Origin of the sequence: Streptococcus salivarius, assembly GCF_009738225.1 — a bacterium.
GTDB lineage: Bacteria > Bacillota > Bacilli > Lactobacillales > Streptococcaceae > Streptococcus.
On record NZ_CP018187.1, the window covers coordinates 838367 to 864600 of the forward strand.

Here is a 26234-nt window from a genome sequence, read left to right on the forward strand (position 1 = left end):
CCTTTTCATGTTTTGAGTTGTGAAAGGCTTATATTGTTGGTATAATAGTCTTAGTATATAAAAGGAGACTAACTTTATGAACAAAGTAAAGAAAAAAGTGTATCGTAACACAACATCTTTCAACATGATGGCATGGGGATCATTTGCCTTCTTCGTAATCTTGATGTTGGTAGGCCTCTATACCCTTAAAGAGCCTTTGATGGTTAAGGGTTACTACCTCATGGGATGTGTTGGCTTGATTTCATCTTCCTTTACAGTATCTAAGGTTGTCCGTGATAATCAAGAAGATGAAGAAAACTATAACAAACTCATCGCACAACAAACTTTCGAACAATAAGAAGAGAAGCCTGAAAAGGCTTTTTCTTTTTGCAGAAAATGCACAAATATTCTGACTCTTTCCTAGTGGAAGTGTTATAATGGAGTGAAGAGGGTTAGATGGTTTTGGAATGAGATAAGTCCAATTCATCAGCCTCAATGCCTTATAAGACTAATTATCGTATAAGAATGCGTTAGTGAAAAGGTAGGTAATATTATGGAATTCAAAGTGAAAGATGGTCAAATCATCTATTATCGTGATCTCGGTAAAGGCTTTCCAATTGTTTTTTTGCATGGCAATAATTTGTCAGGAAATTACTTTGGTAAGCAAGGAATTCTGTATCGAGACTATCGTTTAATTTTCATTGATAGTCGTAATCACGGCAGGTCCAGTCGTCATAGTGTTAAGATGACCTTTGAACAGATGGCTGCCGATTTGGAGGAAATTTTGCAATATTTGAATATCAAGAAGGCCTTATTTGTCGGTCATAGTGATGGTGCCAATTTGGCTATGGTTTATGCTAGTCGTTATCCTGACCGGATTGCAGGGCTTTTGCTTAATGCGGGAAATATGACCTTTAATGGGTTGACGAGACGCTCAAGATTCGCGGTCTATCTACAATATCTTTGCTTAAAAGCCTTGTCACCATTTTCATCTAAAATGGATATCATGGCTCAGGTAACGGGGCTTATGCTTCATGACTTGCCACTAGATAGGGAACGTCTACATCAGGCTGCCTATCCTGTTTGGGTAGTTATGGGGCAAAGGGATGTTATCAGTATCAGGCATTCTAGGGAGATTTCAGAACTCTTTCCGATTCATAAGCTCTATGTCCAACGTCGTGAAGGGCATCGTCTAGCTCAACGTAAATATAAGATTTTCAATCAAATGATTCGTGAGCTTGTGAGAATTAGTCGAAAAGAGGTGGTGGCATGAAGCGTCTTTTAGAGAGACTTCAACCTTTAAAAGCGGCCGTTAAATCTATCTTCTTTATCTCGATTACGGTTCTTGTCGTCATAGAATTGGTTCGCCTCAAACGGACCATCACTTTAGAGTCACTTGAGTCAGCTCTGGCCGGTTTGTCTATTTGGCATCTTGTTTTGATGGCTATCATCGGACTAGTCGCTGTCTCCCCTATGCTCTTTTATGACATCATACTGAATAAGGAGCTAGAAACGGATTATTCCAAATCCTATATCTTAGAAACAAGTTGGGCTGTTAACACCATCAATAATTTAGCTGGTTTTGCTGGTTTGGTCGATGTGGGTCTGAGATATTCCTTTTATTCTGAGGATGGGCAGGAAAAGACGGGTGTTAAGGCACTTTCTCGTTTATTGCCTTACTTTATGTCTGGCCTATCCCTTTTAAGTGGTTTGGTATTCGCTGTCTTTTGGTTCTTCCCTCTAAGTCCAGATTTAAGAAAGTATTGGTTACTGTTATTGGGTATTTTCCTTTATCTGCCTTTTATTTTCTTTGTTTCTAGTCGTGAAAAATTAGCCTATTTTGGTCAAGTACCATTGAAAACGAGGCTAAGTCTTCTTTTAGCTTCGACAGCTGAATGGGGAACGGCCCTTGGAAGCTTTGTAAGTGTAGCTTATTTAATGGGCTTGCATGTTCCTCTTTATAATCTGATTCCTCTTTATTTCCTAGCGGTTATTATTGGTATCTTCTCTATGATTCCGGGCGGGATTGGTAGTTTCGATTTGATTGTGATTACCGGTCTGACCTCTATGGGGGTTAGTAATGCTCTTGCGGTTAGTCTGCTCTTGCTCTTTCGTTTAACTTACTACGTTATTCCCTTCTTGTTAGGTGTTGTCTTCTTTTTCAAACACATGGGAGGGCGTATCAACGAGAAATACTTCAAACTTTCTTCACGAGTATTTGGTGGAACTCTCCACCGTTTTCTCGTGTATTTGCTGCGTTTCTTAGGTATTTTCTTGATTTTGTCAGCCTTAATCCCTGAACGCTTGGCAAATGTCTACTTTATTAGCAGTTTTGATCCTATTCAGGAACAGTTAATTTGGCAATTCCCAAGCATCCTATTTGGAACCCTATTCATTTTCATGGCTCGTCTCATCAGACGTCGGGTGAAGGGAGCTTTCATTGCTTCCTTAATAACCTTTGTTTTGACATTGATTTATGTCAATCTCAATGGTATTTCTTGGGCTATGTCTTTCCTAATTGTACTCTCTTTGGTGCTTATGTTGATCATCAGAAAGAGGTTGTATCATCGTTACTTTGTTTATAGTTGGGAAGACAAAACAAAGGATTTCCTTTTCCTAGCCTTTACTATTCTGGTTCTTCTTGTTCTGGGTGGCAGCGGTTTTTGGTCTCATTTATTGCCACCTAAGAACCGGGATGTTCTTGGACATTTTGTTCATATTTGGTTTGATATTTTACTGGCATCAGTTATCATTGCAACTATTGTTTGGGGAGTCTTGAGAATTTTGGCACCCCGTAGGCCCTTTGGTCAAAGTATGGATGACGAGCGCTTCACAGCTCTCCTTGAGAAATACGGAGGTGCATCAGAAAGTGCTCTGGCTTATTTACATGATAAACGCCTCTTTTGGTATCGTGTCGATGGACAAGACCAGGTAGTTTTCCAATTTGCACAAACCAGCAACAAGTGTGTGGTTATGGGAAATCCAATTGGTAATGAAAACTATTACCGAGCAGCTTGGGAATCTTTCTTGAAGACACTATCAGATTGGAATTTACAAGCCTTGTTTTATGAGGCAGACGAGAGTATTACCCTGATGCTTCATGATTATGGCTTTGATTTTATGAAATTTGGGGAAAACGCCATGGTTGATTTGACGACATTCTCTGTCGATGGTAAGCATGGTAAGAAGTTCCGTAAACCAACCAATCGTGTCGAAAAAGCAGGTTTCCAGTTTAAGTTGCTTGATCCTCCATTTTCAGAGACTCAGATGCAAGAAATGAAGGCTGTCTCAGATATTTGGCTTAACGGTCGTAAGGAGAAGGGCTTCTCTCTTGGTTTCTTTGATGAAGCTTATCTGCAGCAGGCACCGATTGCTATTGTTGAGAGTGAGGATGGAGAAATTGTAGCCTTTGCCAATATCATGCCAACCAAAAACAAACGGGTGGCGACGATTGACCTTATGCGTTATGATTTTGAAAAGGCACCTGAAGGTATCATGGATTACCTCTTTGTCAAACTCTTCCAGTATTTCCAAGCAGAAGGAAAGCAGTACTTCGATATGGGAATGGCTCCACTCGCGAATGTGGGTACTGAAGAAGATAGTTTCTTGGAAGAGAAGGTTGCCAATTTGGTCTATGTCTTTGCGCAGCGTTTTTACTCTTTTAGTGGGCTCCAACGTTATAAGGAAAAGTTCTCTCCAATATGGTCTCCAAAATACATTGTTTATCCTAAACGAACTTGGCTCTTGTTTGATATGATTGCCATTTTAAGGATTGATAATCGTAAAATTGAAGACAGATTGAAGAAAAGACGACTTTGGAAATAGAGATGAAAAAATAGCGAAACCCTTAGGGTTTCGCTATTTTGCTATGTCATAGAATTATTTTTCAAATTCTGCTTTTGATTTAGTATCTGCGTATTCTTCAGCGACTTCGCTTGAAAGAATGTCATTGTAACTTGGCAATTTAATGTCTTGGCCATATTTGTTGCGAAGGGCAGTAGTGACCAAACGGTAGGCTAGGTTGGCGTTACGAGAAAGAATTGGTCCATGGAAGTAGCTACCATAAACATTTTTATAGTGGACACCCTCAGAACCATCTTCCTTGTTATTACCATTACCGTAGACCACTTTTCCAAGTGGTTTTTCATCATCAGAGAGGAAGGTACGCCCTTGGTGATTCTCAAAGCCATAGTAAGTTTCATCGAACTCTTCGTTATGGATCTTGATGTCACCAATATAACGATTATTTTCTTGATTGAGGGTGTAGTGGCCCATAACACCGATACCATCAATGCGGACACCGTTAGCCTGGATGTAATATTGACCAAGAAGTTGGAAACCACCACAGATGGCAAGAATTACTTTGTTATCTTGGATGAATTGACCAATAGCCTCACGCTTAGTTGGGAGGTCTTTAGCAACGATGGATTGTTCGTAGTCTTGACCACCTCCAAAGAAGACCATGTCGTAGTGGTCCTTGTCGAAATCATCTCCAACTGAAACGATGTCGAAGGTCATCTTAGCACCAAGTTTTTCGCCTACGTATTTGATCATAAGGACATTACCGTTGTCACCGTAGGTATTGAGCAGATTACCATAAAGGTGGGCGACATTTAGGTCGTAGGTGTAGTCACGATTTTCTGGAGATTTGAGTGAAGTATAGGTCATTAGTTCATCTCCTTTCCAACAGCATGACGTTGAGCAAGAATATCACGGAATTCAAGCATGGCAGTATAGGTCGCCAAGATATAGGCATGGTCGCAATCTTGTTTTTCAATCAAAGCCATAATATCTTCAAGTTTTTCTGCTTGCGTAATCTTATCCTCTGGATAGCCAGTCACACGAAGGCGGCGAGCAATTTCAGAATGGCGAACACCACCAGCATTAATCTCAGGGATATCCATCTCGAGAATGCTTTCAAAGTTGGCATCCCAAATCCAGCTGGTGTCAATACCATCAGCATAGTTAGCATTAAGAAGGACTGACAAGCTAAATGGATAATCTGCAAGTTTAATCATGTCAAGAGCTTGGCTGGCTCCTACGGGATTCTTAATTAGTACGAGGGTACATGATTTGTCACCAATCTTAAAAGTTTCTTGGCGTCCAAAGACAGCACGGCTCTTATCAAAACCAGCTTTGATTTGCTCTGGAGCTACTCCGAAGAATTCAGCGACAGAAACAGCAGCAAGGGCATTGTAGATGTTATAAAGACCACCGACATTAATCTTGTAATCTTGTCCATCAATGACAAATTCAGAAGTAGTGTTGGTGATTTTAGTCAACTCTGTCAGCTTATAATCTAATTCTGGACGGTGGAAGTCGCAGTTAAGGCACACATAGTCACCCAAGTTAGCGTAAGTATTAAGGCGATACTGAAGAATACTCTCACATTTAGGGCAGACAATACCTTCAGTATTATAATGAGCCAGCTCAGGATCATGTTTTTCAGTGTCAAAACCGTAGAAGCGCACGGGATTGACTACCTCTTTAGAATTGAAAAGAGGACTGTCTCCATTAGCCAAAATAGTAGCCTCAGGCGCCTTAGCAGCACCATCTAAAATCATCTGATAAGTGGTATAGATTTCACCATAGCGGTCCATTTGGTCACGGAAAATATTTGTGAAAACAAAAAGACTTGGAGTGATGTACTCAGTGATTTTTGGAAGGCTGGCCTCGTCAATTTCCAAGACAGCAATTTTCTTACCAGACTTGGCTTTTTTAGCTGTTAGGAAAGTAGAAGTGATCCCTGTGATCATGTTGGCTCCGCTAGGATTGGTCACAATCTCACCAAAAGCTTCTTTAAGAATACCTACTGTCAAAGCCGTTGTCAGAGTCTTACCGTTGGTTCCAGTAACAACGACAATTTCGTAGTCCTTGGCTAAAGTGTCTAAAATATCTTTGTCAAATTTAAGGGCAATTTTTCCAGGCAGGGTTGAACCACGTCCCAATTTTGAAAGGACGAAATGGCTAGCTTTACCCGCCAGAATTCCCATGGTAGTTTTCATAGTCATGAATTTATTTTATCACAAAAAGTAGTGATTGTAGTCTCAAAATAGTTAGAATTCGTGGTATAATAGAAACTGTTTAAAAATTAAAAGAAAGTGTGATATGTATGGGAATACTTTCGTCCATTGATATTGATTTTTGGCGGTCACTCTTTGATAGTCCGCTGAAAGTTATCGTCAATAGTTTGGACATATTGATTGTTGCTTTTTTAATTTATCGCTTTATTAGAGCTCTACGAGGGACAAAAATTATGACCCTTGTTCAAGGGGTTGTCTTATTTATTTTAGTCAAACTGATTTCTGATTTTATAGGCTTCACGACGATTTCTTATTTGATGAATCAGGTCATCAACTATGGAGCCATTGCGGCGGTTGTGATTTTTGCGCCAGAGCTTCGTTCTGCACTTGAAACCTTTGGGCGTACGCCTCAGCATTTTTTGCAAAATAAAGAGGTTAGCTCAGACGAGAAGTTGGTTCAAGCCTACGTTAAAGCTGTTAAGTACATGAGTCCTCGTAAGATTGGGGCATTGGTTTCTATTGAACAGACTCAGACCTTACAAGAGCAGATTGCGACTGGGATTCCGCTTGATGCGGTGGTGACTGGGGAACTATTAATTAATATTTTCATCCCAAATACACCGCTTCATGATGGAGCAGTTATCATCAGAGATAACAAGGTTGCGACGGCTTGTTCTTATCTGCCATTGACAGAATCTAATAAGATTTCCAAAGAATTTGGAACTAGACACAGGGCTGCCATTGGTCTTTCAGAACAAACAGATGCGCTTACCTTTGTTGTGTCAGAGGAGACTGGTGCGATTTCCATTGCTTACAAGGGGAATTTCAACCATGATCTCTCCGTTCAAGAATTTGAAGAAGAGTTGAGTCTTGTCTTGTTGAAAGAACAAGAACCACGTCAGTCATTCTTCCAACGTTGGATTGGAGGTAGCAAAAAATGAAGCGTTTGGTAAATTTCTTTAAAAACGATCGTTTATGGCAGATACTAGTTGCACTCTTCTTTGCTGTGGTACTCTTTTTCACAGCCTGGTCGGGGAACTCGCAAAATAAAAGCAATAGTTCAAGTGCATCTAATACCTTTACACAAACCGTTGAGTCGGTCCCTGTGGATATTAAATATGATAGTGATAAGTACTTTATCAGTGGTTATTCCTATGATGCCGAAGTCTATTTGACGGCGACAACACAGCTGGCTTTAACGACTGAGACAAGTAGTGATACACGTCACTTTAAATTAGTTGCTGATTTGTCAAACCTGGGTCAAGGAACCAGTCGAGTACCTATTCAGGTTAAGGATCTTCCAGCCGGCATGTCTGCGCAGGTATCCCCATCAACCTTGACGGCAACTATTGGTAAAAAAGCCAGCAAAACCTTTGACGTAGTAGCTAACATCACTTCTGATAAGTTGGCAAATGGCTATGAGGTTAAAAAGGTTAGCCTGGATAACACCAAGGTAGAAGTGACCTCGAGTGAAGATATCATTAATCAGATTGACCATGTTCAAGCAGTATTGGAAGGTGATTCCAACCTGTCTGAAGATTATGATGGTAACTTGGTCCTTCAAGCAGTTTCGACAAATGGTACAGTCCTAGCAAGCTCTATCTCACCAGCTAAGGTACATGCAAAGATTAGTTTGAGAAAATTAAGCAAGTCTGTTCCTGTCAAGGTCGAACTGACTGGGGATAAGGCTAGCAATGTGTCTAGTATCAGCTATAGCTTTGATCGTGGACATGTGACTATCGTTGGTAGCCAAGAAGCTATGGATAAGATTGATAGCATCACAGTCCCAGTAGACATTAGTCAAGTGACTAAGGACACTTCAAAAACAATAGACCTTAAGGCAGAAGGTGTTACGGTTCAGCCTGGCACTGTTAAGGTTAACTTAAAAGTCACGCAAAAATAGGGGAGTTACATTTTCCCAAAATTCATGTATAATGGATGGGATTGAGAGGGACTAATCTCATAAAAATGTAACCAATTAAAAATATTTAAAATCAAGGGTTGAAAATATTGGCGAAATCTTATAAAGTTAGATTATCTAGATAGATTTCACTAGATTGACTCTTGCTAAACAGCATCACAGTTTAAGGAGGATTTAGTGCTCAAGCACTAATAATAAAATTATGGGTAAATATTTTGGAACAGACGGTGTTCGTGGAGAAGCAAACGTTGAACTTACGCCTGAATTGGCCTTTAAATTAGGTCGTTTTGGTGGTTATGTGCTTAGCCAACATGAGACTGGCCGTCCTAAAGTTTTTGTGGCACGTGATACACGTATCTCTGGTGAGATGTTGGAATCTGCCTTAGTAGCAGGTTTGCTCTCAGTGGGTATTGAAGTCTACAAACTTGGAGTACTTGCAACACCTGGCGTCTCATACTTGGTTCGTACAGAAAATGCAAGCGCTGGGGTTATGATTTCAGCCAGCCATAATCCAGCTCTTGATAATGGTATCAAGTTCTTTGGTGGTGATGGCTTTAAATTGGATGATGCGCGTGAAGCGGAAATTGAAGCCCTTCTCGATGCTGCAGAAGATACACTTCCACGCCCTTCAGCTGAAGGACTTGGAACACTTGTTGATTATCCAGAGGGTCTTCGTAAATACGAAAAATTCTTGGTGGCTACAGGTGTTGACCTCGGTGGCATGAAAGTTGCCTTGGATGCGGCTAATGGAGCAGCTGCGGTATCTGCACGTAACATTTTCCTTGACTTGAACGCAGAAATCTCTGTTATTGGTGACCAACCTGATGGCCTTAACATCAATGCTGGTGTTGGTTCGACACACCCAGAGCAGTTGCAAGCCTTGGTTAAAGAAACTGGCTCAGCTATTGGTCTTGCCTTTGATGGTGACAGTGACCGTCTCATCGCTGTTGATGAAAATGGCGATATTGTTGATGGTGATAAGGTGATGTATATCATTGGTAAACATTTGTCTCAAAAAGGCGAGTTGGCTAAAAATACTATTGTAACAACAGTTATGTCAAACCTTGGTTTCCACAAGGCACTTGACCGTGAAGGTATTAACAAGGCAGTGACTGCTGTTGGTGACCGTTATGTTGTCGAAGAAATGCGTAAAAACGGCTACAACCTTGGTGGTGAACAGTCTGGACACGTTATTATCATGGATTACAACACAACTGGTGATGGTCAATTGACAGCTATCCAATTGACTAAAGTCATGGTTGAAACAGGTAAGAGCTTGTCTGAATTGGCTTCAGAAGTGACCATCTATCCACAAAAATTGGTTAATATCCGTGTGGAAAATAGCATGAAAGATAAGGCTATGGAAGTTCCTGCAATTGCCGCTATCATTGAAAAAATGGAAGCTGAGATGGCTGGAAATGGACGTATCTTGGTTCGTCCAAGTGGTACTGAACCTCTTCTTCGTGTTATGGCAGAAGCCCCAACAGATGATGAAGTGAATTACTACGTTGATACGATTGCTGATGTTGTTCGTGCAGAAATTGGATTGGACTAAGTATGATAGCTAAGCTCAGAGTCTTCATGGCCACCGAAGTTTTCAAGTACCTTTTCTTTGGTGTCTTGGCAACTTTGGTTTATATGGTCAGTCGTATTTTGATTTTTCAGTTGACCAATCAGGGGACACTCTCGGCGATCTTAGCCAGTGCGATTGCCATCATCTTTGCCTTTTTTACAAATGACATGTTTGTCTTTAATCAGGAAAAGACAGGTATGGTTACGCGCTTTGTTAAGTTCGTGGGTGCTCGCCTATTGACCTTGGTCTTGGATTTGGCTCTGGCCTATTTCTTGGTCGATACCTATCCAGAAATTATTGGTCAATTTGTTGGTCATAGTCATGCTTGGGTAAACGGTATCGAGAGCCTCTTCTCTCAGGTCCTTATCATTGTATTGAACTATATTATTTCTAAATTCTTCGTCTTTACAGGCGAGAAAGTATAAGCAAAAAGGAAGTTGTTAGGAAATGTGGTAAAAGCATTTCTTACCAACCTCCTTTTTTGATATAATTGAAGAGACTTAAAAAAATAGAAAGATGAAATATGTACGTACAATTATCTCAACGCCTTAAGGATGTAGCAATCTATGTTCCCAAAGGCGCAAAACTCTTGGATGTAGGCAGTGATCATGCCTATCTTCCGATTTATTTACTTGAAAAAGGCCTGATTACTTCAGCTATTGCTGGTGAAGTTGTAAAAGGGCCCTATGAATCTGCTCTTGCTAATGTCTCAGCCTCTGGTTTCCAAGATAAAATCGACGTGCGCTTGGCTAATGGCTTGGCTGCCTTCGAACCTGCTGATGAGGTAACAACTATCACGATTTGTGGTATGGGAGGACGTCTTATTGCGGACATCCTTGATGCTGGAACGGACAAACTTAAGGGCGTAGACCGCCTAATTTTACAACCAAATAATCGTGAAGATGATCTCCGTATCTGGTTGATGGAAAATGGTTTTGAGATTATTGCAGAGTCTATCATGACTGAAAATGGCAAATACTACGAAATCATGGTGGCAGAAGCTGGACACATGAGCCTTTCGGACAAGGAAGTGCGTTTTGGTCCTCATCTCATGAAAGACCAATCTCAGGTTTTCCAGCTCAAATGGCAACGCGAAATCAATAAATTAGAGATTGCTTTAGGATCCATTCCACTGGCCAATCAGGCTGATCGTACAGCTATTGAAGATAAAATTCAAACCATTAAGGAGGTTTTGAATCATGTTAGCTAGTGAACTTATTAAGACTTATGAAGAATTTTGTCCACCGGAGCTTTCTATGGAAGGTGATGTGGTTGGCTTGCAGATTGGTAGTCTGGACAAAGAGATTCAGAAGGTCATGGTTACTTTGGATGTTCGTGAAAATACGGTAGCCGAAGCCATTGAAAAAGGTGTGGACCTCATTATTGCTAAACATGCTCCAATTTTTCGTCCAGTTAAGGATTTGGTGTCTTCGCCTGACCGAGATATTTTACTTGACCTGGTTAAGCATGATATTGCAGTCTATGTGAGTCATACTAATATTGATGTCGTTAATAATGGGCTTAATGATTGGTTCTGTGACTTACTTGATATTAAAGACACCACTTATTTAACGCAGACTTCTGGAAATCATGGAATCGGTCGAGTGGGTGATATCGTGCCTCAGACTATTGAAGAACTTGCTCTTAAAGTCAAGTCTGTTTTTGGCTTAGATAGTGTTCGCTTGGTTCGTTATAATCATGACAATCCTCTAGTTAGCCGTGTGGCTATTTGTGGGGGTAGCGGTCAAGGATTTTACAAGGATGCTTTGGAAAAGGGGGCACAAGTCTTCATCACTGGTGATATTTACTACCATACAGGACAGGAAATGATTACTAATGGTCTCTTGGCAATTGATCCTGGGCACCATATCGAAGCCCTTTTTATCTCAAAGAATGCTGAGAAACTTGAGGCTTGGAAACTTGAGCATGATTGGAATGTGACCATACTTGAAAGTCAGTCCTCAACCAATCCTTTTGACCATTTGTAGGAGGATGTGTCTGTGACTTGGCTTTTACATCAAAATGTGGTCTTTTTGGCCTTGATTGCTGGTCTTTTTACTTGGGGCTGTACCATTGTCGGATCGGCCATTGTTTTCTTCTTCAAGAATATTAGCCGTAAATTGCTAGATATCATGATGGGCTTTGCGGCAGGTGTCATGATTGCGGCCTCTTTTTGGTCGCTTTTGGACCCTTCTTTAACTTATGCGACTCAAAATGGCTATGGGAAGTGGTCATGGTTCCCTGCGGCAGCTGGTTTCTTGCTTGGCGGTGTTGCCCTTCGTTTGATTGATGCCGTCGTTCCCCATTTGCATTTGGGGAATGACATCTCTAAAGCAGAAGGTATTCAACCTCGTAAGAAAAAGTTGTCCAAGACAGCCCTGCTCTTTTTGGCTATCACCATTCATAATTTTCCAGAGGGATTAGCAGTCGGTGTGACTTTCGGAGCCTTGGCTGGTGGCAATATGACATTTGCGGGTCTTATGGGAGCCATTGGTCTAGCTATAGGTATTGGTTTGCAGAATGTCCCTGAAGGTGCAGCCCTCTCAGTTCCTATTCGAGCAGATGGAAAATCTCGTATCAAGGCCTTTTATTGGGGATCTATGTCAGCCATCGTGGAGCCTATAGGGGCTGTTATGGGAGCTGCTCTTGTCATGTGGATGATGGCGATTATTCCTTATGCTTTGGCCTTTGCGGCCGGTGCCATGATTTTTGTGGTAACGGAGGAATTGATTCCTGAATCACAAACCAATGGTAATACTGACGTAGCAACCTTGGGCCTTATGGTTGGCTTTGTCGTCATGATGGTCATGGACGTGGCCTTGGGGTAAAAGAATAATAAAAAGCTGTGCCTATTGATATAGGATTCAGCTCTTTTCAAATAGATGGAGTAAAAAATGAAAATTGCAATTGTTGGTGCAGGTATCGTCGGTTCAACGGCTGCCTACTACTTATCAAAAGAAAAAGGCGTAGAAGTTACAGTATTTGATCATGGTCTTGGACAAGCAACCAAGGCAGCAGCTGGTATTATCAGCCCCTGGTTTTCCAAGCGTCGTAATAAGGCCTGGTATCGCATGGCCCGTTTGGGAGCCGATTTTTACCAAGATTTAGTTTCAGATCTTGAAAAGGATGGTTATGACACGAGCTTCTATGATCAGTCTGGTGTAGCCCTTCTCAAGAAAGACGATAGTAAATTGGACGCTTTGTACCAGCATGCAGAAACGAGACTAGAAGAATCACCCATTATTGGTGAACTCTCTATAAAAAATGCTGAGGATCTCCCTGAATTCATTGGCTTTGACCATTATCTCTATGCTTCTGGAGGAGCCAGAGTGGAAGGGGCAGAGTTGACAGCTACCTTGATTGAAGCCTCTGGTTTTGAAAAGGTGGGGGGACCAGTTACACTCTCTCCTCTTGACAATGGCACTTACGAGATTAATGCTCAAACTTTTGATAAGGTCATTCTCGCTTGTGGTGCCTGGCTAGGTCAAACGCTTGAACCCCTTGGTTTTGAAGTAGATGTTCGCCCCCAAAAAGGTCAATTACGTGACTATTTCTTTGAGGGGTTAGATACTGGTAAGTTGCCTGTTTTGATGCCAGAGGGCGAACTAGATGTCATCCCCTTTGCTGGTGGAAAGATTTCGGTAGGAGCCAGCCACGAAAATGATCAAGGCTTTGATTTGACAGTTGATGAGACTGTACTTTCAAGTCTGGAGGAAGAGGCTAAGACCTATTTCCCTGACTTAAGTACGGCTAAGTCCTTCTCAGAACGTGTGGGAACGAGAGCCTACACGAGTGATTTCTCTCCTTTCTTTGGAGAAGTTCCAGAGCTTGAGAGTGTCTTTGTTGCTTCTGGTTTAGGATCTTCAGGGCTCACGACAGGGCCACTGATTGGAAAAAATCTGGTTGATTTGGCCATGTATCGACCTGGTAGCTTGGATAGTGCGGACTATCCAGTGGCTCAGTACATTGAGAAAAAAGACTAATAGTATTAAAGTTCTTCTAGATATTTAGACTCAAGAATCAGCTGGCTATTTCTCGCTATTGAGGGATGTTGGCTGATTCTTTTTTATTAGAGTTATTTACATCTATTTCTTATTTGATTAGAAAATGATAAAATAGTAACTGTTCATCGATTGTAGGTGAATACTAATAAAAAATGGGGAGGGACTATGTTCCAAAAAGTTAAAGTATATGTGACAGTCTTTGTTTCCTTGTTAGCCATAAGTTTAGGCTTGTCTGTCAAAGCAGGGGCAGCAGAAGACTTGGCTGTGACAAAGACAAGTATTGTTCTAGAAAGTTATGAGTTTGGACCAGCTGTAACCAAAGTCATTTTTGAATTTAATCAGAAGGTCACACCAGAGGTTGTCCACAGCTCAACTCAGGTTACAACAGCAGGGGTCAGTCGTCAGGTAACGAACTCTTATGTTTCTGATGATAAGGGGCATGTGGTCTATTATGACAATAGCAAGTACGTGACGCTTGAATTGAGCCTACCATCTTATAATCGCTACAACATGGGTGGGAATGCTGAACCTATGTATTTTAACCTTTCTACTTGGACCAATCAATGGCTGGAAAGTTATATGGTATCAATGAAAGACTTGTCAGTAGTGGCAGAAGGTAGTAGTCAGTCACAGATGGTTTCATCTGAGCAAGATGCCATCAACAATCGTTTGATGCCAACGACGGAGGTTTTCGGCGATCGAGGACAGGTAGGTAACATGCAGTATGCGGCTTATAGTGCCCAGACTGGTACGGGGAATAGCACAAAACCTTTGATTGTCTGGCTACACGGCATTGGTGAAAGAGGGACAGACATGAATATTCCGCTTCTTTCAAATGACGTCTATGCGCTTGCCCAGCCTGAGATTCAAGGCCATTTCTTAACAACTGGTGATCAGGCGCGTGGGGTTAATGTTCTAGCTGTTCAAACACAGACACCTTGGGGATCGGATAATGCAGCCCAACTCAAAGAGACCATTGATACCTACCTAGCTAATCACCCAGAGGTAGATAAGGGACGAATCTATCTTGCGGGAGTTTCAAATGGTGGTGGTATGGTCTTGACCATGGGAGCAGCCTATCCAGATTATTTTGCAGCTCTTATTCCAATTGCTGCTCCCTTAACTGTTGACCAATCTGGAATTGATAAACTGAAGAACCAGCCTATGTGGTTGATTCACACAAAGGCAGACGCAACAGTACAACCAGAAAATAGTGTCTTGCCTTTATACAAGAGCTTGATTACCTCTGGAGCTACTAACAAGTGGTTCTCATACTTTGAAACAGCGACTGGGACTGATCTTCCTGGCACAGAGTATGATGGTCATTGGGCTTGGATTTATTTCTTCCATGACCAGGTGATTGGCGTTCAGCATCCTGAAAATACGAAAAATTGGGATGGTTACAGTGGTATGGTAGCCACTGATCCAACCAATGGAGGTGGCTCTCGTGCCAGTGTCAATGGACAAACTTATAATAGTATCTTTGACTGGATAAGTGCACAAAGACACTAAGAGTATGATAATTACACTTCCCAAGGGGAATATATCAAGAAGTTGTCTTCAATCGAAAAGGGTTTCAATCGAAATCCTTTTTTGATTGGATTAAGAAAATGGACACTTGTGATTTTCTTAATGAAAGCTTAAGAACATAGGGTTTACCGTGACAAGAGGGCTGAAAAATGCTAAAATATAGGTAATATATTAGAGAAAAAAGGAGCCTTCTTATGAAAGGTATTATTCTTGCAGGCGGTTCAGGGACACGTTTGTATCCATTGACACGTGCTGCATCAAAACAACTGATGCCGATTTACGATAAACCAATGATTTACTATCCACTTTCAACGCTTATGTTGGCTGGTATTAAGGAAATCCTCATCATCTCAACGCCACAGGACCTTCCACGTTTTGAAGAGCTCCTTGGTGATGGTTCTGAGTTCGGTATTTCACTTTCTTATGCAGTACAACCAAGTCCAGATGGATTGGCTCAAGCCTTTATCATTGGTGAAGACTTCATTGGTGACGATAGTGTTGCCCTTGTCCTCGGGGATAACATTTTCCATGGCAATGGTCTTTCTGCCATGCTTCAACGTGCTGAAGCTAAGGAAAAAGGTGCTACAGTCTTTGGTTATCAAGTTAAGGACCCAGAACGTTTTGGTGTTGTTGAGTTTGACGACAATATGAATGCCATCTCTATCGAGGAAAAACCTGAGCATCCAAAATCAAACTTTGCTGTAACTGGTCTTTATTTCTATGACAATGATGTTGTGGAAATTGCCAAAAATATCAAGCCAAGCCCTCGTGGCGAACTTGAAATCACGGATGTTAACAAGGCTTACCTAGAACGTGGAGATCTCTCTGTTGAGCTTATGGGACGTGGCTTTGCTTGGTTGGATACAGGCACTCATGAAAGTCTCTTGCAAGCTGCTCAGTACATCGAAACAGTTCAACGTTTGCAAAATGTCCAAGTAGCTAACCTTGAAGAGATTGCCTATCGCATGGGTTATATCACTAAAGAACAGGTTCTTGAATTGGCACAACCACTTAAGAAAAACGAATACGGACAATATTTGCTCCGTTTGATTGGAGAAGCATAATGACTGAACAATTTTTTGGTAAAGAACTAGCTGCCCGCAAGATTGATGCCATCCCAGGTCTGCTTGAATTTGATATTCCTGTTCATGGAGATAACCGTGGATGGTTCAAGGAAAACTTCCAAAAGGAAAAGATGTTGCCACTCGGTTTTCCAGAGTCATTCTTTGCAGAAGGAAAATTGCAAAATAACGTTTCTTTCTCACGTAAAAATGTTTTGCGTGGCTTGCACGCTGAGCCTTGGGATAAATACATCTCAGTAGCAGATGAAGGAAAGGTTCTTGGAACTTGGGTTGACCTCCGTGAAGGCGAAACGTTTGGGAATACTTATCAAACTGTTATTGATGCCTCAAAAGGAATCTTTGTTCCTCGTGGTGTTGCTAATGGTTTCCAAGTTTTGTCTGACAAAGTATCATACAGCTACCTTGTAAACGACTACTGGGCACTTGAACTTAAACCTAAATACGCCTTTGTCAATTATGCTGACCCAAGCCTTGATATCAAGTGGGAAAACTTGGAAGAAGCAGAAGTCTCAGAAGCAGATAAAAATCACCCATTGCTCAAAGACGTTAAACCACTAAGAGCAGAAGATTTGTAAGAATAAACCTTGCACAGTATTTTTGCGACTGCAAGGAGCCTGGTAGTATCGTTCCTGCCCTAGTGATAACAAGATTGCCGTAGGGAATCTTGTAGGGAAATCCGGAGACTTCGGCTTCGGATTTAGCCATGAAACCGAAGGGTTGCTGGCGTCCCTCACTAGCGAAAGGAACGATAAAAAAACTAAAATTTTTGGAGAAAAAATGACTGAATATAAAAACATCATCGTAACTGGTGGCGCAGGTTTCATCGGTTCAAACTTCGTACACTATGTCTACAACAACCATCCAGACGTACATGTGACTGTCCTTGACAAACTCACTTACGCTGGTAACCGTGCTAACATTGAAGAAATCCTTGGTGACCGTGTTGAATTGGTTGTTGGTGATATTGCTGATGCTGAATTGGTTGATAAATTGGCTGCTAAGGCTGATGCTATCGTTCACTATGCGGCTGAAAGCCACAACGATAATTCATTGAACGACCCATCACCATTTATCCACACAAACTTCATTGGTACTTACACACTCTTGGAAGCTGCTCGTAAATACGATATTCGTTTCCACCACGTGTCAACAGATGAAGTTTATGGTGATCTTCCATTGCGTGAAGATCTTCCTGGACACGGTGAAGGTCCTGGTGAAAAATTCACAGCAGAAACAAAATACAACCCATCATCACCATACTCATCAACTAAGGCTGCTTCAGACCTTATCGTTAAAGCATGGGTGCGTTCATTTGGTGTTAAGGCAACTATTTCAAACTGCTCAAACAACTATGGACCATACCAACACATCGAAAAATTCATTCCACGTCAAATCACCAACATCTTGTCAGGGATTAAACCAAAACTTTATGGTGAAGGTAAAAACGTCCGTGACTGGATTCACACTAACGACCACTCAACTGGTGTTTGGGCTATCCTCACTAAAGGCCGTATCGGTGAAACTTACTTGATTGGTGCCGATGGTGAAAAGAACAACAAGGAAGTGCTCGAGCTTATCCTTGAAAAAATGGGGCAACCCAAAGATGCTTACGATCGTGTAACAGACCGTGCTGGTCATGATTTGCGTTACGCTATTGACTCAACAAAATTGCGTGAAGAACTTGGTTGGGAACCACAATTCACAAACTTTGAATCAGGTTTGGAAGAAACAATCAAGTGGTACACAGATCACCAAGACTGGTGGAAAGCCGAAAAAGAAGCTGTTGAAGCTAACTACGCTAAGACACAAGAAGTGCTTAAATAATTGGGAAATCTATCACTTCCAAGCTAGTGATAGATTTTTCTGTTAAGAACTGTTAGGAGAGATGATGAATAGAAAAGAATGGATTGAATATTTTGAAGCGATTAATAATCGTAAGCCCACTATTCAGGAGTGTCAGCAGGCCCTTCTAAATGGTGAATTTGTTATGGAAGGAAAACAAGCCACTTTTTCCAACAATGGAAAGTCTGTGACTGGAGAAGTCGGACCTTTACCTAATCAAATGACTGCTCAAATGGTTAACCCAGCTCATTCACAACAAATGGTCTTTGTTAAGAAGAAAAAGTTTGGCAAGAAGACTTTTATTGGTCTTGGTATTGCTTTATTTCTTGTTGTAGCAACAAGTCTTGGCCTCTTTTTGTTTTCTTCCAAAGGAACAAACTTGGGTGGCTTGTGGGTAAATGGTAACAATACCGCTCTTGTTTATGAGTTAAATGGGAAGAAGTCAAAACTTGTTGCAGGCTATAGGGAAGAAGAAATCAAAGAAATCTCTATTGGTAATAAAGTTAGACAGGAGTTTGAAGCACGTTTAGAAGATGTCAGTAATTCAAAACTAAAAACGATTGCCGATTTTGACAAGAAATATCAATTACAGACCAAAGAGATCATACTGGTTAAGACGAAATGGGAATGGTTTGGCTACTATAATCTGATTCAGAAAGATGGGACAAACTTAGTTCTAGATTTATTCTTATCAGACCTCTACTACGGATCAAGAAGTACCAAAGATTTAAAAAAGAAATGTCTTTTTCATAAGGCAGAGGTTCCAAAAGCCTTTGTTGGAAAATGGAAGACATATGATGATGAAAATGAATCAGAAGGAGAAGTGACTATTTCTGAAAATGGTGTTATGACTACAGATTCTGATGATATAGATATCTTAAATGTTAAGCCTTTAGATATCTTAATTGCTAAGCCTTTAAAAGAATATCTGGCGGATCAATCAGGCAGCGCAGATAATGATAAGGTGCAAAAAGAGTTTGCTAAAATACAGAAGTCTCTTAAGTCACATGGTTATCAGGCTAAGAGTGTTAATGACATCTACCACGATGCGAGAAAGTCATACTATTATGTCCTTGTAGATGGTGGTAATCGCATTATTGTCTTGGAGGATAGCTTCAACCTTCTCTCCATAGGGGGTTATATTGAAAGAGAAGACAAATAGTAATTAGGATACCTCTAGCAGGTAAGAAGTACCTAGATAAGATGCAGAAGCCTATCATTCCTTTGGGAGTGATGGGCTTTTTTTACTAGTAAATATGATATTAACTTATAACAGCGATACAATTGATTACATAAATGTTACAAAAGTTACATAAAATACTTGATTTCTGTAACAAAATAGATATAATAGACATATAGAAAAGAGGTTTATGAAAATGAAAAGTAAAGTTATCCGTGTTTGTTCCCTTGTTTTGTTGTCTGTAGCTGTTTCTACAGCACTTGTCGGATGTGGCTCTAAGTCAGAAAAAGACACTACAGCATCATCTACAACTTCAACTTCTAAAGTAGTGAAGTCCTCTGCTAAAACAAAAACATCTGAGAAGAAGTCTGCTAAAAAGGCTAAGACAGAAGCTTCAGCTTCAAAGGATTCTCAAGGTCAAGAAGAAGCGAGTGCTCCTGAAGCTAGCTCATCAAAAAATCAAGCCACAGCTGGAAATGATGCTCAAGCAGGGACAAATAGTAGTGCTGCTTCTGAGTCAAACAAGTCTAGTCAAGCCACAGCTGATACCCAAAGTGACGCTCCTGTCCCAGCAGGTTTGGTTGGAACTTGGACTGGTACGAGTCCTCAAGCAACAGACATTAGTTTTACAGTTGATGCTGATGGCAACATCACTTCAAAGGCAAATTTCAATGTCGATTACGAACCCTATCGTCAAAGCTCTACAACTGCAAAAGCTGTTCAAATTTCTGGAAATCTCTACGTTTGGGAGGGTGGCGATTTTTCTACCTTGCTTCCTGGTATTACAGGAATAGGGGGAGCTGGTTTTCAAGCTAAGCCTGGCTTTATTCTTGAAAATGGAACTTACACGCCAGTTCAATTCATCTCTGACTTGGGACCAACCTTTGATTATAGCAACTATAATGCTTTCCCATTCTCATTAACAAAATAAAGAATAGAAGCTATCTGGAGAGATGGCTTCTTTTTTGGCTCAAACTCTTATCATTCGAGGTCTCATTTCTGTTTAAAAAATGGTAGAATAGTTACATGCAAACAAAACCAACGTCAGCCTATGTGCACATTCCATTTTGCACACAAATTTGTTATTATTGTGACTTTTCTAAGGTCTTTATTAAAAATCAGCCCGTTGATGACTACCTACGGGCTTTGATTCGTGAGTGGGAGCTTTTAGATATCAAGGAGCTTCGCACCCTTTATATTGGTGGTGGGACACCGACAGCTATTTCTGCGGAGCAATTGGACTACCTTTTAAGTAATCTTCAGAAAAATTTGGATTTGTCTAAGTTGGAGGAGTTTACCATTGAGGCCAATCCTGGGGATTTGACGGTTGATAAGATTGAGGTGCTCAAAAAATCAGCTGTAAATCGCGTATCTTTAGGGGTTCAGACCTTTGATGACAAGCACTTGCGTCAAATTGGTCGCAGTCACAATCAAGCACAGATTTATGAAAGTATTGATAGCTTAAAGGCTGCTGGTTTTCATAATATTTCCATTGACCTTATTTATGCACTACCTGGTCAAACTATGGATCAGGTCAAGGAAAATGTGAGAAAGGCACTGGAACTGGATATTCCACACCTAAGTCTCTATAGTTTGATATTGGAACATCATACGGTCTTTATGAATAAGATGCGTCGGGGTAAGCTCAATCTTCCGACTGAGGACTTGGAGGCAGAGATGTTTGACTATATTATCCAAGAGTTGGAAGACAATGGTTTTGAGCACTACGAGATTTCAAACTTTACCAAACCTGGGATGGAGAGTCGACATAATCTCATGTATTGGAATAATGATGAGTATTATGGTGTGGGTGCTGGAGCCTCTGGTTATGTTAATGGTGTTCGTTATCGCAATAGAGGGCCTATCCAGCATTATCTAAAGGCTATAGCTGAGGATGGTCATGCTAGACTTCACGAGGAGCATCTGACTAAGGCGGAGATGATGGAAGAGGAGTTCTTCCTTGGCTTGCGTAAAAAGTCGGGAGTGTCCATCAAACGTTTTGAAGAGAAGTTTGGCTTGTCATTCGCGGATACTTATGGAGACATTGTGAAAAAACTACAGGAAGATGGGCTCTTGGTCAAGGATCCAGAGGTGGTTCGTATGACCAAACGAGGACTCTTTTTGGGTGATAGTGTCGCTGAGCAATTTATCTTGGAGGATTAGATGGGATTAAAATTTAGTATTTCTTATCAGATTCCGTTTTATGAGACGGATATCACGCATCAGGTGAAATTACCGCACTTATTGGCGTTTTCATTGCAAGTATCTGGTATGCAGTCAGAATCTCTGGGAAATACGGATAAGGACGTTTTTGATAAGTACGGTCTGGTTTGGATTGTGACAGACTATGCGATTGAGATTGACCGTCTGCCTCGCTACAATGAAAAGGTGACCATTACAACGGAAGCTATTTCCTATAATAAGATTTTCTGTTACCGTAATTTTTACATCACAGATGAAACTGGTCAGCAAATTATGCTCTTTAAGACTACCTTTGCTCTCATGGATTATGAAACGCGTAAGGTAGCAGAAGTACCAGATGAGGTGGTAGCACCTTATGGAGCTGATAAGACTAAAAAGTTGCTTAGAGGACCTCGCTATAAGGCTTTGGAAAATCCAATTGAGACTTTATATCGTGTGCGTTATTTTGACCTAGACATGAATGGTCACGTTAATAATAGCAAGTACTTGGAGTGGATGTTGGATGTTTTCGATTTGGACTTTTTGACCAAGTACACACCGGCCCATATTGACCTCAAGTATGTTAAGGAAATTCATCATGGATCAGAAATTTATTCAGGCTACGAGTTTGACCAAGAAAGTTTGAGCAGTCAACACCAGATTTGTGTGGATGGCAATATTCATGCTCAGGCTATTATCCAATGGAAAGAAATAGGAGACGAGTAGGATGACATATAAAGGTTATTTGATTGATTTAGATGGAACAATTTATAAGGGGAAGGACCGCATTCCTGAGGGAGAAGCCTTCGTTAAGGAGTTACAGAAGCGTCAGATTCCCTATCTTTTTGTGACGAATAACAGTATGCGTACACCAGAAATGGTCCAAGAACTTTTACGTAATCAGTGCGAATTGGAAACACCTCTTGAAACGATTTATACAGCAACCTTGGCGACAGTTGACTACATGAACGATATGAATCGTGGCAAGACGGTTTATGTTATTGGTGAGACTGGACTTAAATCTGCTATTGCGGATGCGGGTTATACGGTAGATGAGGAAAATCCTGCCTATGTGGTAGTGGGATTGGACCGTGACGTCACTTATGAAATGCTTGTTAAAGCAACCCTTGCTATCCACAAAGGGGCTATGTTTATTGGGACAAACCCAGATTTGAATATCCCAACAGAACGCGGTCTACTTCCAGGTGCTGGTTCCCTCTTGGCCCTCATCGAGGCAGCGACACGTGTGAAACCAATTGTTATTGGTAAACCTGAAGCAGTCATCATGAATAAAGCCTTAGATATCCTCGGGACAGAACGTAACCAGACAATCGTAGTTGGCGATAATTATTTGACTGATATTACAGCTGGCATTAAAAATGACTTTCCAACACTTCTAGTGACAACTGGATTTACCAAGGCGGAAGAGGTTGCAGGTCTACCTGTAAAACCAGACCATGTGCTTGCTAGTCTAGCGGAGTGGGATTTTGATGCGAACTAAGATTGAGGCTGTTCTGACTCCGATTTGGCTTTTGGCCCTGTCTATTCTGGTGACAATTTATCTGGCATGGGGATTCTATTATTTTGATATTGATTGGATGCATCTTATGGACTATGTCATTATCGGAAAGACGGAGCTTTGGCATAATTTCAATGTCCTCATGCAGTACTTGACCTTTCCTTGGGTTGGTCATCTGGCCATGCCTGATTTTCCATCGTCGGAGAGTGGGCTAAAGCATTTTCATGATGTGAAGTGGCTCTTTCATTTGGTACAGGGGCTTGTTATCCTACTGGCTTATCCAGCTGTGACCTTTCTTTGGCGAAATGTGAAGAAGAGCACCTTTGGTCTTTATCGTAGGCTTTATATGAGTTTAGCTGTTTTACCAATCCTTATTGGAGTGGTGGGAGTTTTTCTCGGATTTGATGAGTTTTTTACGCTCTTTCATGAAGCCCTCTTTCCTGGAGATAGCAGTTGGCTCTTTAATCCAATCTTGGATCCGATTATCAATGTTTTACCAGAAGAGTATTTCCTTCAATGTTTTGTGATTTTCTTTATTATTTATGAGGGGTTGATGGTGAGTTTGACCTGGTTGGCCCATAAGCAGCTTACAATGTATTTGAAAAATAAGGAGTAGTTATGTCTATTCGTGATAACCATTTGCATACCCATCATTCCTATGATTCGGATGCGAACTTTACTGACTATTTGACACATTTTGATGGGGAGATTGTAACGACAGAGCATTATGATCTCTCTAATCCTTATACCAAACAGGACGATGTGCCCGAGTACGAGGCTTATAGTCACGAAATCGAAAGTCTTAACCTCAAGTATGGCAATCGTATTAAACGTGGCATCGAGATTGGTTATTACCAGCCTAGAGAAAGCGATATTTTGGCCTTTTTGGATGGTAAGGACTATGATCTCAAACTTTTATCTGTTCACCATAACGGAGTCAATGATTATCTTGATGATGAGGTAGCTGATATGGACAAGGCTAGCATTATTCAAGAATATCTGGACAAGTTGGAGTACGCTATTGGTCGTGTGAACGCAGATGTTCTGGCCCATTTTGACTATGGTTTCCGCCTGTTTGACGTGACTATTGATGAGTTAAAAACCTATGAGGAGCAGCTCAAACGTATTTTCCAGAAAATGCTTGCTAATGATTTGGCTTTTGAGCTGAATGCAAAGAGCATGTATCTCTATCATCACGAAGATCTTTATCGTTATGCCTTGGGGCTTGTTAAGGATTTGGGATGTTGCAAGTATTCTATCGGCTCTGATGGGCATAAGTTAGAGCATTTTCGTCTGAACTTTGATAAGATTCAGGAGCTCTTGAGAGAATTTGATATTACTGAAGATATGATTATATAGCGAAGATGGCTTCAACTGAAGCTGTCTTTTTCTTAAGGAAAACTTAAAGGAAAAGCGTGGTTGTGGGATTTATAGAAGATTTTAAGCTTTGCTTGTTATGCTAATGTCAAGTAAAAGGAACTTATGGTTTCTATCTTATCTTTTAAAATTGGAGGTCTTCTATGAAATTCTTAAAAAGGCATGCCTATGCCTTACTCTTTACCCTTTTTCTGATGGGGGCAAATGTCTACTCTCTCTTAAAGGTCTTTGTCATTCCCTCAGCAGTCTCAACGGTTTCAGCCAATACGACTAGCTCAAGCACATCTTCGTCGACAGCATCTACCAGCACTGGTAAGGTGACTAAGACGGATACGACTTATAAAGATGACAATATGGAAATTGAAATCACGACGGGTAAAACCAGTGATACCACTTACTATGTGGCAGATATCAAGTTGTCAAGTGCCGACTACCTTAAAACAGCTTTGGCGCAAAATACCTACGGGACTAACATCACTGACACGACATCAAGTATTGCCCAGCAAAACAATGCTATCTTTGCCATCAATGGTGACTACTATGGAGCTAATCAGTCAGGTTATGTGATTAAGAATGGTCAAGTCTATCGTGATAATGATCGAAACAGTGATTACGAGGACCTTGCCGTGTACTCAGATGGTAGCTTCAAGACCTTTAAGGAGAGCGATACAACGGCTCAAAAATTGGTTGATTCAGGTGTTGTGAATACCTTTGCCTTTGGTCCAACTTTGGTTGAAAATGGCAAGGTAGCTGTATCAGAAAATGAAGAGGTCGGTCAAGCTATGGCTGACAATCCACGTACAGCCATCGGAGTCATCGAAGAAAGTGACGGCAGTGTGCACTATATTGTCATTGTCTCGGATGGTCGTACCAGTGAGTCGTCAGGATTGACTCTTTATGAAATGGCAGAGTTGATGAAATCCTATGGTGTGACGACAGCCTATAACCTTGACGGTGGTGGCTCATCTACCATGTACTTCAATGGTCAAGTCATTAACAAGCCAACCACAAACGGAAACAAAATTTCAGAAAGGGCGGTGAGTGATATTGTTTACATCGGTTACTAAGAAATCAGCTAGCAAGCATTTTTTCACCTACATTGGTTTAACTATTTTTAGCCTAGTCTTTACCTTTGTCTATGAACGCTTTTCTTATGGCGAATCATCCATGTTTATGCGCATGATGTTCTTCGCACCATTGGTCGGAGCTTTAATTTATCTACTAACAGGAATGGGAATGTCTTGGGTGAAGAATCGTGCCTCGAAACTCTTATTAAATTCAGCCATCGCTGTTGTCGCTAGTGCTTGTTTAGTTAAAGGTATTGTTGAAGTCTCAGGACGTACAACTAGTGTAGATATGCCCTATTGGTATGTGGCAGCTGGACTACTTTGTTTGAGTATTATGACAGGATTTATCAGACCTAAAAGACTGGCTTAACCATGAGAGCTTGGAGCTGTGCTTCAGGCTTTTTGTCTTGCTTTGAAAAATTATTTAGGATAAATATACAAAGATAATATGAAGAAATGATTTCAATTTGGGAAATAGTACAAAGAAATTGTCATAAAAAATAACTGAGCAAGATTTTTTGTGATAGGAATTTAGATAGAACGAGATCTTCTGTAGTGATGAAAGTACTTGAAAAAAGTAGTGGTTTCCAGTTAAGCTATCACAGTCAGAAGTCTCTTTAGGTATCCACTTGGTTTGTAAAAAGATACCGCATCAACTTTTTATTTATTTGAACTCAATTTCACAGCAGTTTGTTTTGGCTATTAAATATACAAGAATTTAAAGTTTTTATAAAAATATACAAAAAAGTCTTGCTTTGTTCTGAATTTTCAGGTAGAATAAACTAAAATCTAAATCGTTGATAGAAAAAGTCAGATCGTTTCACAGAGAATGCGGGAAGCTGAGAACGCATGAGATCAAAGACGACACATTCTTGAGAGCGTATGCGAACTCTGGATGACAGTAGTGTACGACGGGTGGTTCCGTTAGAGACTGGGAGTTACAAGTGATACTTTGT

The 26234-nt window shown here is 40.8% G+C and carries 26 protein-coding genes; 24 read left to right on the forward strand and 2 right to left on the reverse strand.

Going from position 1 to position 26234, the window contains the following annotated elements; genetic code table 11:
* Positions 1 to 76 precede the first annotated feature (76 nt).
* The 3 genes from BSR19_RS04290 to mprF all read left to right on the forward strand — a co-directional run bounded on the left by BSR19_RS04290 (position 77) and on the right by mprF (position 3804).
* Positions 77 to 337 (forward strand): YiaA/YiaB family inner membrane protein, encoded by a 261-nt coding sequence (locus BSR19_RS04290; protein WP_002883990.1) that lies wholly within the window; start codon positions 77 to 79, stop codon positions 335 to 337.
* Positions 338 to 532: 195 nt separating this feature from the next.
* Positions 533 to 1252 carry an alpha/beta fold hydrolase gene (locus BSR19_RS04295; RefSeq protein WP_002884019.1) on the forward strand — a complete coding sequence of 240 codons (720 nt, stop codon included), beginning with the start codon at positions 533 to 535 and terminating at the stop codon, positions 1250 to 1252.
* Positions 1249 to 3804, forward strand: a complete 2556-nt coding sequence (gene mprF / locus BSR19_RS04300; RefSeq protein ID WP_060972741.1) for a bifunctional lysylphosphatidylglycerol flippase/synthetase MprF — start codon at positions 1249 to 1251, stop codon at positions 3802 to 3804. Before BSR19_RS04295 ends, mprF begins: the two co-directional genes overlap by 4 nt.
* 54 nt (positions 3805 to 3858) lie before the next feature.
* Here the strand turns inward: mprF and gatD are convergent, their stop codons facing one another.
* Together gatD and murT are read right to left on the reverse strand one after the other, a co-directional pair.
* A complete protein-coding gene (gene gatD / locus BSR19_RS04305) occupies positions 3859 to 4647 on the reverse strand; it encodes a lipid II isoglutaminyl synthase subunit GatD (RefSeq protein WP_037600521.1) in 789 nt (262 codons plus the stop codon).
* Positions 4647 to 5990, reverse strand: a complete 1344-nt coding sequence (gene murT, locus BSR19_RS04310) for a lipid II isoglutaminyl synthase subunit MurT (RefSeq protein ID WP_013990772.1) — start codon at positions 5988 to 5990, stop codon at positions 4647 to 4649. Before murT ends, gatD begins: the two co-directional genes overlap by 1 nt.
* Positions 5991 to 6091: 101 nt before the next feature.
* Here murT and cdaA point away from each other — a divergent pair, with 101 nt between their 5' ends.
* From cdaA to BSR19_RS04415, 21 genes are all read left to right on the forward strand, one after another.
* Positions 6092 to 6943, forward strand: coding sequence for a diadenylate cyclase CdaA (cdaA, locus tag BSR19_RS04315; RefSeq protein ID WP_156246628.1), 852 nt, complete (start codon positions 6092 to 6094; stop codon positions 6941 to 6943).
* Entirely contained in the window at positions 6940 to 7905 is a 966-nt protein-coding gene (locus BSR19_RS04320) for a CdaR family protein (protein ID WP_064520533.1), read from the forward strand. The genes cdaA and BSR19_RS04320 overlap by 4 nt, the downstream gene beginning before the upstream one ends.
* Before the next feature lie 220 nt (positions 7906 to 8125).
* Positions 8126 to 9478, forward strand: a complete 1353-nt coding sequence (glmM, locus tag BSR19_RS04325; RefSeq protein ID WP_048790754.1) for a phosphoglucosamine mutase — start codon at positions 8126 to 8128, stop codon at positions 9476 to 9478.
* Positions 9479 to 9480: 2 nt separating this feature from the next.
* Positions 9481 to 9921: a GtrA family protein gene (locus BSR19_RS04330; RefSeq protein ID WP_156246629.1), complete on the forward strand. Its 441-nt coding sequence runs from the start codon at positions 9481 to 9483 to the stop codon at positions 9919 to 9921.
* Positions 9922 to 10019: 98 nt separating this feature from the next.
* On the forward strand, positions 10020 to 10706 hold the full coding sequence (locus BSR19_RS04335) for a tRNA (adenine(22)-N(1))-methyltransferase (protein WP_156246630.1): 687 nt from the start codon (positions 10020 to 10022) through the stop codon (positions 10704 to 10706).
* Positions 10696 to 11484, forward strand: a complete 789-nt coding sequence (locus BSR19_RS04340; RefSeq protein WP_156246631.1) for a Nif3-like dinuclear metal center hexameric protein — start codon at positions 10696 to 10698, stop codon at positions 11482 to 11484. Before BSR19_RS04335 ends, BSR19_RS04340 begins: the two co-directional genes overlap by 11 nt.
* A 12-nt stretch (positions 11485 to 11496) precedes the next feature.
* The gene (locus BSR19_RS04345; protein WP_156246632.1) at positions 11497 to 12324 is read left to right on the forward strand and encodes a ZIP family metal transporter; all 828 of its coding nucleotides are present in this window, start codon (positions 11497 to 11499) and stop codon (positions 12322 to 12324) included.
* 66 nt (positions 12325 to 12390) lie between these two features.
* Positions 12391 to 13479, forward strand: coding sequence for an NAD(P)/FAD-dependent oxidoreductase (locus BSR19_RS04350; RefSeq protein WP_156246633.1), 1089 nt, complete (start codon positions 12391 to 12393; stop codon positions 13477 to 13479).
* A gap of 186 nt (positions 13480 to 13665) precedes the next feature.
* Positions 13666 to 15012, forward strand: coding sequence for an acyl-CoA thioester hydrolase/BAAT C-terminal domain-containing protein (locus BSR19_RS04355; RefSeq protein ID WP_156246634.1), 1347 nt, complete (start codon positions 13666 to 13668; stop codon positions 15010 to 15012).
* 212 nt (positions 15013 to 15224) lie between these two features.
* Positions 15225 to 16094 (forward strand): glucose-1-phosphate thymidylyltransferase RfbA, encoded by an 870-nt coding sequence (rfbA, locus tag BSR19_RS04360; RefSeq protein WP_002883992.1) that lies wholly within the window; start codon positions 15225 to 15227, stop codon positions 16092 to 16094.
* Positions 16094 to 16687, forward strand: a complete 594-nt coding sequence (locus BSR19_RS04365; protein WP_014633275.1) for a dTDP-4-dehydrorhamnose 3,5-epimerase family protein — start codon at positions 16094 to 16096, stop codon at positions 16685 to 16687. The genes rfbA and BSR19_RS04365 overlap by 1 nt, the downstream gene beginning before the upstream one ends.
* A 202-nt stretch (positions 16688 to 16889) precedes the next feature.
* Positions 16890 to 17936 (forward strand): dTDP-glucose 4,6-dehydratase, encoded by a 1047-nt coding sequence (gene rfbB, locus BSR19_RS04370; protein ID WP_002884100.1) that lies wholly within the window; start codon positions 16890 to 16892, stop codon positions 17934 to 17936.
* Positions 17937 to 18000: 64 nt separating this feature from the next.
* A complete protein-coding gene (locus BSR19_RS04375; protein WP_156246635.1) occupies positions 18001 to 19116 on the forward strand; it encodes a hypothetical protein in 1116 nt (371 codons plus the stop codon).
* A 208-nt stretch (positions 19117 to 19324) separates the two neighbouring features.
* The gene (locus BSR19_RS04380; RefSeq protein ID WP_156246636.1) at positions 19325 to 20065 is read left to right on the forward strand and encodes a hypothetical protein; all 741 of its coding nucleotides are present in this window, start codon (positions 19325 to 19327) and stop codon (positions 20063 to 20065) included.
* A gap of 95 nt (positions 20066 to 20160) precedes the next feature.
* On the forward strand, positions 20161 to 21297 hold the full coding sequence (hemW, locus tag BSR19_RS04385) for a radical SAM family heme chaperone HemW (RefSeq protein WP_004182690.1): 1137 nt from the start codon (positions 20161 to 20163) through the stop codon (positions 21295 to 21297).
* Entirely contained in the window at positions 21298 to 22041 is a 744-nt protein-coding gene (locus BSR19_RS04390) for an acyl-ACP thioesterase domain-containing protein (RefSeq protein ID WP_156246637.1), read from the forward strand. It begins immediately after the preceding gene.
* Position 22042: 1 nt separating this feature from the next.
* Positions 22043 to 22816, forward strand: a complete 774-nt coding sequence (locus BSR19_RS04395) for a TIGR01457 family HAD-type hydrolase (RefSeq protein ID WP_156246638.1) — start codon at positions 22043 to 22045, stop codon at positions 22814 to 22816.
* Positions 22806 to 23450, forward strand: coding sequence for a TIGR01906 family membrane protein (locus tag BSR19_RS04400; RefSeq protein ID WP_156246639.1), 645 nt, complete (start codon positions 22806 to 22808; stop codon positions 23448 to 23450). The genes BSR19_RS04395 and BSR19_RS04400 overlap by 11 nt, the downstream gene beginning before the upstream one ends.
* 8 nt (positions 23451 to 23458) lie before the next feature.
* Positions 23459 to 24193, forward strand: coding sequence for a PHP domain-containing protein (locus tag BSR19_RS04405; protein WP_156247080.1), 735 nt, complete (start codon positions 23459 to 23461; stop codon positions 24191 to 24193).
* 161 nt (positions 24194 to 24354) lie between these two features.
* On the forward strand, positions 24355 to 25278 hold the full coding sequence (locus BSR19_RS04410; RefSeq protein WP_156246640.1) for a phosphodiester glycosidase family protein: 924 nt from the start codon (positions 24355 to 24357) through the stop codon (positions 25276 to 25278).
* Complete coding sequence (locus BSR19_RS04415) at positions 25259 to 25648, forward strand: hypothetical protein (protein ID WP_155124278.1); 390 nt, start codon at positions 25259 to 25261, stop codon at positions 25646 to 25648. Before BSR19_RS04410 ends, BSR19_RS04415 begins: the two co-directional genes overlap by 20 nt.
* The last annotated feature ends 586 nt before the right edge of the window (positions 25649 to 26234 follow it).